The following is a 7,452-nucleotide window of genomic DNA, read 5'->3' on the forward strand; positions in this document are numbered from 1 at the left end:
TGTCGGGTGCGAGCGTCCCCGTCGTGGTGATGTCCCGCTTCTGGGCCTGGGCGTCCGAGCAGCCAGCCGACGGTCCCGGCGAATTCGGACGGCTGCGGGCCCGAGTTGTCCGGATCTCGGTGGCCGGTGGCTGGCGGCCGAACGCTTGGTGTCGGGGTGCGCCCGGGGTGTAGGGCTGCCCCGGGCTACCGATGGGCTCTCACGCGCTGGGCTGGATGCCGAGGTCGGTGAGCAGGCTGCGGATCCGGGTTTCGATCTGGTCGCGGATCGGGCGTACCGCGTCGATGCCCTGGCCGGCCGGGTCGTCCAGCTTCCAGTCGAGGTAGCGCTTGCCGGGGAAGTACGGGCAGGCGTCGCCGCAGCCCATGGTGATCACCACGTCGGAGGCCTGCACGGCCTCGGTGGTGAGGACCTTCGGCACCTCGGCGGAGAGGTCGATGCCGACCTCGGCCATGGCCTCGACCACGGCGGGGTTCACGGTGTCGGCGGGGGCGGAGCCGGCGGAGCGGACCTCGACCCGGCTGTCTCCGAGGTGGGTGAGGAAGGCGGCGGCCATCTGGGAGCGTCCGGCGTTGTGGACGCAGACGAAGAGCGCGGACGGCTTGGGCTCAGGCACGGGCGGAACCTTCGGGAGTGGCGGGCTGCGGGAAGAGGCGGCGGGCGGCGAGGGCGACGTGGACGAGGCCGATGAGGACGGGCACCTCGATGAGGGGGCCGACGACTCCGGCGAGGGCCTGGCCGCTGGTGGCGCCGAAGGTGGCGATGGCGACGGCGATGGCCAGTTCGAAGTTGTTGCCCGCGGCGGTGAACGCGAGTGTGGTCGCCCGCGGGTGGTCCAGGCCCACCGCGCGGCCGAGGAACAGGGAGCCGGTCCACATGAGCGCGAAGTAGACCAGCAGGGGCAGCGCGATCCGGGCGACGTCCCACGGCCGGGAGGTGACGGCCTCGCCCTGGAGGGCGAACAGGATGACGATCGTGAACAGCAGTCCGTACAGGGCGAAGGGGCCGATGCGCGGGAGGAGCGTGCCCTCGTACCAGGTGCGGCCCTTGGCCTTCTCGCCCAGGCGGCGGGTGAGGTAGCCGGCGGCGAGCGGGATGCCGAGGAAGATCAGCACGCTGCGGGCGATCTCCCACACCGACACGTCGAGGGCGGTCTGTTCCAGGCCGAGCCAGCCGGGCAGGACGGACAGGTAGAACCAGCCCAGCGCGCCGAAGGTGACGACCTGGAAGACGGAGTTGAGGGCGACGAGGACAGCGGCGGCCTCCCGGTCGCCGCAGGCCAGGTCGTTCCAGATGATCACCATGGCGATGCAGCGGGCGAGGCCGACGATGATCAGCCCGGTGCGGTACTCAGGCAGGTCGGGCAGGAGGAGCCAGGCGAGGGCGAACATCAGCGCCGGGCCGACGATCCAGTTCAGCAGCAGGGAGGGGACGAGGAGGCGGCGGTCGCGGGTGACAGTGTCGAGACGGTCGTAGCGGACCTTGGCGAGCACCGGGTACATCATCACCAGCAGGCCGAGCGCGATCGGCAGCGAGACGCCGGAGACGGTCACCTTCGCCAGTGCACCCCCGAGGCCGGGCACCAGGCGGCCCAGTCCGATGCCGAGGCCCATCGCGGCCAGGATCCACAGCGCGAGGTAGCGGTCCGTGAACGACAGCCGGGCCGCCACCGGAGCGTTCGGCCTGGTTGGTGTGGCTGGCGGGGTCGGCGGGGTTGGCGGGGTTGGCGCGGCCGGTGCGTTTGGCGTGTTCGGCGTGTTCGGCGCGTTTTGGGTGCTCACGAGGCGGCCCCGGCGGGTGCGGGCAGGGGCTCGGCCGCCGGGCGGGTCAGGATGCCGGCGAGGCGGTCGGTCATTTCGGGGACCAGGCGGTAGTACACCCAGGTGCCCCGGCGCTCGCAGTCGATCAGCCCGGCCTGCCGCAGCAGCTTCAGGTGGTGGGAGATCGTCGGCTGGGACAGGTCGAAGGCCGGGGTCAGGTCGCACACGCACACCTCGCCCCCGGCCCGGGAGGCGATCATCGACAGCAGCCGCAGCCGCACCGGATCGCCCAGCGCCTTGAACACCCGCGCCAGTTCCACGGCCTGGTCCTCGTCCAGCGGGGCGGTCAGCAGCCCGGGGCAGCATCCGTCCGCGTCGTCGTCCTGGCCGAGCACCCGAAGTTCCTGATTCGACATACGTCTATGTTGACGAACTTCGATCCAGAGCGCAAGGTTGCATCGATAGACATCAATCCAGCCTGTTGGGGAGAACCGCCATGTCCCGCGTCCAGCTCGCCCTGCGCGTCGCCGACCTCGAAGCCTCCATCGCCTTCTACTCCAAGCTCTTCAACGCCGAACCCGCCAAGCGCCGCCCCGGCTACGCCAACTTCGCCATCGCCGAGCCCCCGCTCAAGCTCGTCCTCCTCGAAGGCGAAGCCGGTGAGGACACCCGCATCGACCATCTCGGCGTCGAAGTCGCCACCGCCGACCAGGTCACCGCGGCCACCGCCCGCCTCAAGGACGCCGGCCTCGCCACCTTCGAGGAGAACGACACCTCCTGCTGCTACGCCCTCCAGGACAAGGTCTGGGTCACCGGCCCCGGCAAGGAGCCCTGGGAGGTCTACGTCGTCAAGGCCGACGCCGACACCCTCGGCAAGAGCGCCGACGCCGCACCGCAGGGCTGCTGCGCCGACACCGAGGAGACGGCTGCCGCGGACTGCGCCTGCGGCAGCTGACGCCGCACCCGGACGTCCAGCCGGTCGGGCGGTCGGTGCAGTGGGGTGGGGGAATCCGTGGCGGTGGGCGGCGGAGGTGACAGTCAGGGCGGCATCGACGAACCGTAGGGTTGTCGTGAATCCGGCGCCGGCGCCGATGAGTTGGGCGGTGGGAGGAGAACGAGTCGCATGCGGCCGGCCGTGACGCGTGGTGCCCCTTTCTTCCTGCCGGGGAGGGAGGCGCACCGCCGTGCTTCCGCCGGCGCTTCCCGATTGTCCAACCCGCTCGGCCTGCCAGGGCCGGCTGTTTCGGAGTGGATCAGATGAGGGTTCTTCGCCGGGTACTCGCCGTGGCGGCCGCCGTACTGGTGCTGGCTGCGACGGCCTTCGTCGTCAGCGCCTTCAACGACCGGTCCGCGGCCGGGGACCGTCGCGTCCGGGCGCAGGCCGAGGCCGGGGCGGATGCCCATCGGTACGCGGCCGGGCTGGTACCGGCCTTCACCGCCGGGCCGCAGACGGCCATGTCGCTGGAGGCGCTCGCGGCGCGCACCGCGGTGCACGTCGTCACGCTGGGCAGGGACGGGGGCTCCGTCGTGGTGGGCGTGATGGCTGACGTGGTGTACCCGACGGGGTGGGGGGCCTCCGAAGTCGGAAGCTCCTGCCTCCGAGTCGTCCTCGCCCGTACCGGCGAATCGATCACCGAACAGGCGTCCGACATCCCGTGCTCGGAGCTTCCTCCCGGTGGGTCCCTCACCGAGGCCTTCGCCGTGCGCTGACCGAGGCTTGCCGGCCCCGTCCGGGCAGGCCGGGCCCGGGTGTTGGCAGGGTGGGGCGGCATCGAAGCTTCCCGGTCGGTACTGTTTTCGGTGCTCGAATGTCGTGCGGATTGATCGATCAGGTATTCGGTGGAGGGTTGTGTGGCGAGGGGACGGCGCGTCTTGTTCGGCGTGCTGGGTGGGGTTCTCGGTGTTTTCGGCGTGGGCGTGGTCGTGTGGCTGACGTTCCGGCCTTCCTGGCCTGACGTGTCCGTCCCGGTCGGACGGTGGAGCGGCGGTACGGCGGTGCTCGAGTTCCTCCCGGACGGGCGGATCGGGTCCGCGACGGTGCCGGCCTACGTGTGCGACAGCGCGGCGGCCGATCCGGCACAGCCGACGGAACTGGAGGGGAGTTGGAAGAAGTCCTACCTCGACGACGCCGGTCGGGGGGTGTATGTGACGGCGACCCGTAAGGACGGGGGAGGCAGCTGCACGATCTGGCTGACGGCCATGACCAACGAGAAGGACCTGTGGCTGCTGGCGACCAAGGGGTTCGTCATGGAGAAGGGCTGAGGTGCCGCGGTGACTTCGAGTACGACGGCGTGGAGCGAGGAGGAGCTGTGGCTGGTCGATGGACGTACCTGAAGTCCCGGGAGGGTGCTGTCCTGTTGGTGGGTGTCCTGCTGATCGCGGGGCTGACGGGGTATCTGAAGGCCAGGTCGGGCGGGCCGGATCCGAAGGACTACGTGGGGCGTTGGGCGTCGCGGGACGAGGTGATCGAACTGCGGGAGGGGGGCCGGCTCGGCGAGGTGCGGCTCGACGGGTACTTCTGCGCGAAGGATCCCGTCGGGCAGGGTGCGGCGTTGGGGGAGTACCAGGGGAGTTGGCGGACCGGGAGTGTGGACGACGCGGGGTCGGGGGTCTTCGTGGTGCTGCGGGACTACTACTCCGGGGGCGACTGCGAGATCTATCTGCAGGAGGAGCGAGAGGGGGCGGTGGCCAGCCTGGGCGGCCAGCCGCGAGGGAACGCGCAGCGGGTCTTCTCCAGGGTGTAGGGGCGTCGGAGAACGACTGCGCCCAGGGCCGAGTGGTCGTCCACGACGACCCGGCCGGTTGGGGACGTCGACGAACCGGCGGCGATGTCACGGTAGAACCCCATGCCCTGGCGGTGCCCGGGCGGAGAGACCGATCGGAGCATTGCCACGGGCGGGCCGCGGGGCGGTTTGCTGAAATGGCAACAAGCCTCGCCCTCCGCGGTACGCGCGCAGCATGATCGGCACTGCGTCAGCACCGCATCGGCGTCACGCCGCCGAACAGTAGGTCGTCGAACGGCGGGTCGCCGAACCGAACTTGGCGTACGCCGGATCGAGATCCCAGGAGGACACATGTCACCGTCGCGGACCACGGGCCCCACTCACCGGCTGGTTCCCTCGCCCGCCGGCCGGATCCACCTGGTGGAGCAGGGCGCCGGGCCGCTGGTCCTGCTGCTGCACGGGTTCCCGGAGTCCTGGTACTCCTGGCGCCACCAGTTGCCGGTGCTGGCCGCTGCCGGATACCGCGCGGTCGCCATCGATGTCCGCGGGTACGGGCGCTCCTCCAGGCCCGAGGAGGTGACCGCGTACCGGATGTTCGACCTGGTCGAGGACAACATCGCGGTGGTGCACGCCCTGGGCGAACGGTCCGCGGTGATCGTCGGCCACGACTGGGGCTCGACCATCGCCGCCAACTCCGCCCTGATCCGACCGGACGTCTTCCGTGCCGTGGGGCTGCTGAGCGTTCCCTACCTCCCGCGGGGCGGCCCGAGGCCCAGCGAGGTCTTCGGGCAACTGGGCGGCGACGAGGAGTTCTACGTCTCCTACTTCCAGGAGCCGGGCCGGGCCGAGGCGGAGATCGAACCGGACGTGCGCGGCTGGCTCGCGGGCTTCTACGCCGCGTTGTCCGCCGACACCATGCCGGCGGCCGGCGCACCCGACCCGCACTTCGTCAGCCGTGGCGGGACACTCCGTGACCGGTTCCCCGCCGGACGGCGGCCCGGCTGGCTCGGCGCGGATGAACTCGACGTCTACGCCGGAGAGTTCGAGCGAACCGGCATGAGCGGAGCGCTGGGCCGCTACCGGAACATGGACCGGGACTGGGAGGACCTCGCCGACTTCGACGGCGCCCCCGTCACCCAGCCGTCCCTGTTCATCGGCGGAAGCCGGGACGCCTCCACCACCTGGCTGGCCGACGCGATCGCGGCCTACCCCGCGACCCTGCCCGGCCTGCTCTCCAGCCACATCCTCGACGGCTGCGGGCACTGGGTCCAACAGGAACGCCCCACCGAGGTCAACCGGATCCTGACCGACTGGCTCGCGTCCCTCCCCTCCTGAGCGGGGGGAGCAGGGTGCTGCGCGGGCTCGACGGTGGGTCGAACTCGCGGCCCATCAGTGCCGTGGTGTTCAGGGGCGCCGCGCTCACCAGGCCACGGTTCGGCCGAGGTAGTCGACGTAGTGCAGGCCCGGGCTGCTCCGGAGGGCGTCGAGCGTCCTGACCACGTTCGGGATGCTTTCGTCGATGCCGAGCAGGGCGTCCGAGCCGCCCATGTCGGTGCGCACCCAGCCGGGGGCCATGAGGACCAGGGACCGGGGTTCGCCGCTGTGCCGCGCCGCGTAGCTGCGCATGAACGTGTTGAGCGCGGCCTTGCTGCCGCGGTACACCTCGTGGCCGCCGCGCTCGTTGTTGGCCACGCTGCCCTGGCCCGAGGACATCACCGCGATCGTGCCTGCGGGCTCGACGAGGTCCTGGAGGGCCTCGATGACGCGCAGCGGGCTCAGCGCGTTGGTGACCATGACCCGGACGAACTCCTCGGTGGAGGTCTGCGCCACCGTGCCCTCGGGCTGGTTCGTGACGCCGGCGTTCACGAAGAGCAGGTCGAACGTCCGGCCGGCCAGGCGACCGCTCAGCGCCGCGACCTGCTCGGGCTCGGTGATGTCGACGGTCTCGATCTCGACCTGCCCGGCGTGGGCGTCGGCATCGGCGAGCTCGTGCAGCCCGGTCCGGCCCGAGCCGCGCACGGTGGCCACGACCTGCCAGCCGGCCCGCGCCCATTCCTGGGCGAGCGCGAGGCCGAGGCCCCGGGACGCGCCGATCAGGAGCACGCGCCTGCCGGGGGCCGGGGCCGGGGACGGCGCGGAGTGGCTTTCCGAGGTGTTCGTCGACATGACAGCGATTGTGCGAGGCATCACTGCGTTCGGCAAGCTGCCTCCCCGGAAGGGAAGTTGGCAATCCCTAGTGCTGTGACCGCATACGTTCGCCGGGTTGGTGGTGGCGACGCATGAACCGGTTGGATGTGGACCGACATCCGATTCGGTGTGGGGAGGCGTGGTGGCGGAGCCGGTCAGGGTCCGGAGGTTGACAGATCAGGAGGGCCAGCAGCTACAGAGGATCGTGCGCCGGGGCAGCACGAGCACGGTGCGCTACCGGCGGGCGATGATGCTGCTGGCCTCCGCCGGAGGCAACCGGGTCCCGGTCATCGCCCAGCTGGTCCAGGCCGACGAGGACACCGTGCGGGACGTGATCCACCGGTTCAACGTGATCGGCCTGGCCTGCCTGGACCCTCGGTGGGTGGGAGGCCGTCCCCGCCATCTCAGTCCTGACGACGAGGACAGACGGCCACCACCCGCCCGACGAAGCTCGGGCAGCCCTTCACCCGCTGGTCCATCCGCAAACTGCTCGCCTACCTGCGCAAGGTCCACGGCCGTGTGATCAGGATCGGCCGTGAGGCCCTGCGATGTCTGCTGGCCCGACGCGGCGTCACCTTCCGGCGCACCAAGACCTGGAAGGAGTCCACCGACCCCGACCACGACGCGAAACTCGACCGGATCGAGCATGTCCTGGACCGCTTCCCGGACCGCACCTTCGCGTTCGACGAGTTCGGGCGTGCGCCACGAGGCGCTGAGGAATCGAGTGGGAGGAGGAGCCCACCGCTGGTCATCGCAGTGACCGGTTGAAGCTGGAGGCAGGC

The 7,452-nt window shown here is 70.9% G+C and carries 9 protein-coding genes and 1 pseudogene; 6 read left to right on the top strand and 4 right to left on the bottom strand.

Annotated elements, in window-relative coordinates; genetic code table 11:
- Positions 1 to 199: 199 nt before the first annotated feature.
- The 3 genes from AB0R04_RS37230 to AB0R04_RS37240 all read right to left on the bottom strand — a co-directional run bounded on the left by AB0R04_RS37230 (position 200) and on the right by AB0R04_RS37240 (position 2,176).
- Complete coding sequence (locus tag AB0R04_RS37230) at positions 200 to 616, bottom strand: arsenate reductase ArsC (protein ID WP_363378390.1); 417 nt, start codon at positions 614 to 616, stop codon at positions 200 to 202.
- Positions 609 to 1,670, bottom strand: coding sequence for an ACR3 family arsenite efflux transporter (gene arsB / locus AB0R04_RS37235; protein ID WP_363378392.1), 1,062 nt, complete (start codon positions 1,668 to 1,670; stop codon positions 609 to 611). Before arsB ends, AB0R04_RS37230 begins: the two co-directional genes overlap by 8 nt.
- A gap of 107 nt (positions 1,671 to 1,777) precedes the next feature.
- On the bottom strand, positions 1,778 to 2,176 hold the full coding sequence (locus tag AB0R04_RS37240) for a metalloregulator ArsR/SmtB family transcription factor (RefSeq protein WP_363378394.1): 399 nt from the start codon (positions 2,174 to 2,176) through the stop codon (positions 1,778 to 1,780).
- 80 nt (positions 2,177 to 2,256) lie between these two features.
- On the opposite strand from AB0R04_RS37240, the gene AB0R04_RS37245 reads away from it, so the two are divergent.
- The 5 genes from AB0R04_RS37245 to AB0R04_RS37265 all read left to right on the top strand — a co-directional run bounded on the left by AB0R04_RS37245 (position 2,257) and on the right by AB0R04_RS37265 (position 5,818).
- A complete protein-coding gene (locus AB0R04_RS37245) occupies positions 2,257 to 2,715 on the top strand; it encodes an ArsI/CadI family heavy metal resistance metalloenzyme (protein ID WP_363378396.1) in 459 nt (152 codons plus the stop codon).
- A 302-nt stretch (positions 2,716 to 3,017) separates the two neighbouring features.
- Positions 3,018 to 3,470 carry a hypothetical protein gene (locus AB0R04_RS37250; RefSeq protein WP_363378398.1) on the top strand — a complete coding sequence of 151 codons (453 nt, stop codon included), beginning with the start codon at positions 3,018 to 3,020 and terminating at the stop codon, positions 3,468 to 3,470.
- A gap of 162 nt (positions 3,471 to 3,632) precedes the next feature.
- Positions 3,633 to 4,022 (top strand): hypothetical protein, encoded by a 390-nt coding sequence (locus AB0R04_RS37255; RefSeq protein ID WP_363378399.1) that lies wholly within the window; start codon positions 3,633 to 3,635, stop codon positions 4,020 to 4,022.
- 47 nt (positions 4,023 to 4,069) lie between these two features.
- Complete coding sequence (locus AB0R04_RS37260; protein ID WP_363378401.1) at positions 4,070 to 4,504, top strand: hypothetical protein; 435 nt, start codon at positions 4,070 to 4,072, stop codon at positions 4,502 to 4,504.
- Positions 4,505 to 4,834: 330 nt separating this feature from the next.
- Positions 4,835 to 5,818 carry an alpha/beta hydrolase gene (locus tag AB0R04_RS37265; RefSeq protein WP_363378403.1) on the top strand — a complete coding sequence of 328 codons (984 nt, stop codon included), beginning with the start codon at positions 4,835 to 4,837 and terminating at the stop codon, positions 5,816 to 5,818.
- A gap of 84 nt (positions 5,819 to 5,902) precedes the next feature.
- On the opposite strand, the gene AB0R04_RS37270 is transcribed toward AB0R04_RS37265, so the two are convergent.
- A complete protein-coding gene (locus AB0R04_RS37270; protein WP_107453157.1) occupies positions 5,903 to 6,649 on the bottom strand; it encodes an SDR family NAD(P)-dependent oxidoreductase in 747 nt (248 codons plus the stop codon).
- A 163-nt stretch (positions 6,650 to 6,812) separates the two neighbouring features.
- Between AB0R04_RS37270 and AB0R04_RS37275 the strand changes: the two are divergent.
- Positions 6,813 to 7,366, top strand: a pseudogene (locus tag AB0R04_RS37275) (helix-turn-helix domain-containing protein); the annotation flags it as partial.
- Between the last annotated feature and the right edge of the window lie 86 nt (positions 7,367 to 7,452).

The sequence above is a fragment of the Kitasatospora sp. NPDC056731 genome (assembly GCF_040687675.1).
Lineage (GTDB): Bacteria > Actinomycetota > Actinomycetes > Streptomycetales > Streptomycetaceae > Kitasatospora.